Below are 2,547 nucleotides of genomic sequence, written 5' to 3' on the forward strand. Positions count from 1 at the left end.
GGTCACGATGAACCGACAACGGAGTCGGTCACGATGGGCCGAAATCCTCGGTCACGATACCGAAACCAGCGGTCACGTTGGTCCGAAATACCCACTCAGGGAGAGCAGGCGCTCTTTGTCCTTCAGAATCAGGTCATAGGCATCCACATCGTCGGCTTCGGTGGACTTCTTGCCCACCTCCGGGTCCACCAGCTTCTTGGTTTTTTTGTCGATCGAGAAATAGCCGCTGTGGGTCTTCTCGACGGCAATACCCTTCAGGTGCTTGATGTAAGGCGTTTCGTCCAGGTCCAGTACCTCATTCAGGTAGAGCTGATATTCCTCTTCGAATACACGGGCGTATTCGCCCTTTTCATCGGCAGCGCTGTAGTCCCGGTACTTGGCGACTTCGTCGATGAAGAACAGGGTCAGTACCTTGATGCCCTGCTGGAACAAGGCCTGCTCCTTATCGAAGTGCGCCTTGATTGCTTCGCGAATCTGTATGCGGCGTAGCGCGGCTTCGTTCACATCGCCGTCTGCTTCGCCTACCTGAAGCTCGACACCGTTGGTGAAGCTCAAAGTGTCGGTAATGGCATTGATGTCGGAGACCACATAGCCACGGTACTGATCCAGCTCGTTCGACAGCACAAAGAGATTGTCGCCTTTTGACAGCTTGCGTACCGCACGCTTGATCTGGCCGCTGGCGAGCTTTTGTTCAAACTCGACACGTGCCTCGGGCGGCTTCTTGGTGGAAACGTCGATGCCTTGCAAGTAGAGATAGGCGTTGGTACCCGCCAAGCCTCTGACTGAGATGCCACGCACAGCGATCTTCTTCACCAGCTTCTGGTTGTAGGCATCCAGTGCGTCTAGGCGGTGAATCTTGTTGTGCGTGGTTTTGTGGGTCGCCGAGTAGCGTAGCACCATCAATGGCTTGAAATTGACCAGCGAATCCAGCGTCTTGCCGCCCTCCATCTTCTGGGGTTCGTCCAGGATGAGGATAGGGCGATTGGCGCTGATCACGTCGATCGGCCTACGTGACTGGAAGTCGTCCAGCTCTTCGTAGATGCGGCGGGCGTCCTTGCCCGTCGCGTTGAAGGCTTGCACGTTGATCACCATCACGTTGATGCCTGCGTCAGACGAAAAACTCTCCAGATGGTGCAGCGCCTTGGAGTTGTAGATGAAGAAGCGGGCCTTCTTCTGATAGGTCTCCAGAAAGTGATCTGCCGTGATCTCCAGCGACTTCGCTACACCTTCACGGATGGCGATGCTGGGCACGACGATGATGAACTTGCTCCAGCCGTACTGCTTGTTCAGCTCGAAGATCGTCTTGATATAGCAGTAGGTCTTGCCAGTCCCGGTTTCCATCTCGATATCGAGATTGAGCTTGCTCACCTTGGTCTTCACCAGCTCTGCTGATACCGGCAGGTTCTGCAAGCGCTGCACTTGCTGGATGTTGTCCAGAAGTGCAGCATCGGACAAAGTAACATCCGCGTTGCGGAATGCGGCCTCCTGGTCGGCGACTGCTTCCGCTTCGAGATCGAGAGCAGATTGAGGGCTCGCCGGTGCCGCCTTCTTCACGCCGGGGTCCAGGCGATAGCGAACCCCGCCATGCTGCGGTGTTTGTCCCTTGAAGCAATCCACCACTGCCTGTACGGCAGCGGTTTGGTAGGGCTGTGTCTTGAATTTCAGTTTCATCGCCACCCCCTTAGATGCATTTCACTTCGGTGGAGGGCGAGAGCGACTTGAAAATCTGTTCGACGTTGATCTTGACGGCACTGTCCTTGAAACCTGCGTCACGGAACACCACACGCAGGGGCTGATGCTTCGCCAGTTCCTTGACGAAGCCTTCATCGATGCCTCCATGGGCATCGAAGCAGGCAACCAGTGCATTGCCATCGACGAAGAAAACGACTTTGTCCTGGATGGCTTGCTTAGAGATAGGTAAGGCCAGATCGACGCCCCAATCCAACATTACTTGGAACAACAGGTCTTCAGGTGTGCGGTCAAGCTTGATGTTGTCGACGAACAAATCAAGGTTTGCTTTTTCGAGCGCGTCAGGCACGTAGTAGACGTTGGCCATGTTTGTGGAATCGATTCTGAATGCGCGAAAACCAATATCAACCGGTGAAGAACTGTGCTCCTTCTTTATTTTCTGGCCGGCAAGCTTGATTCGCTTGCGACTGAGTTCGGCTATGTTGGAGAAACCAGCCCTCTCAGCCGTACTTCCTTTTTCGCAGGCTTCGGGAAGCTGGACGAGAATGAATCGCCGTGCTGTTCCTGTCTCAGCGTTTAGCGCCATCACGGCATGTGCGGTTGTCGCGGACCCGGAGAAAAAGTCGACTACGATGTCGTCGGGCTCGGCAAACCAGCGGACGAAATCCTTGATCATCTCGACGGGCTTTGGATTGTCGATCGGGCTCTGATCGAGACCAAAAAGATCCGCCAATTCGGTTGAAATTGATCCTTGCGTTCCGTATGTTGATTTCCACGCAGAAGTGACCCACTAACCCCCAGGATTTCCATCTAAATCTGATCCACGTACTAACCCTAACCTGCTGCTTTCTTAAGCAG

General features: G+C 54.3%; 2 protein-coding genes. Both read right to left on the bottom strand.

Annotated features, from left to right (window positions below; translation table 11 throughout):
- Nucleotides 1-72 precede the first annotated feature (72 nt).
- Complete coding sequence (locus tag K225_RS21310) at nucleotides 73-1,671, bottom strand: DEAD/DEAH box helicase family protein (RefSeq protein WP_238323285.1); 1,599 nt, start codon at nucleotides 1,669-1,671, stop codon at nucleotides 73-75.
- A 10-nt stretch (nucleotides 1,672-1,681) separates the two neighbouring features.
- Nucleotides 1,682-2,422: a DNA methyltransferase gene (locus tag K225_RS22015; protein WP_238323286.1), complete on the bottom strand. Its 741-nt coding sequence runs from the start codon at nucleotides 2,420-2,422 to the stop codon at nucleotides 1,682-1,684.
- Nucleotides 2,423-2,547 lie beyond the last annotated feature (125 nt).

Source organism: Acidovorax sp. JHL-9 (assembly GCF_000426205.1).
GTDB lineage: Bacteria > Pseudomonadota > Gammaproteobacteria > Burkholderiales > Burkholderiaceae_C > Acidovorax > Acidovorax soli.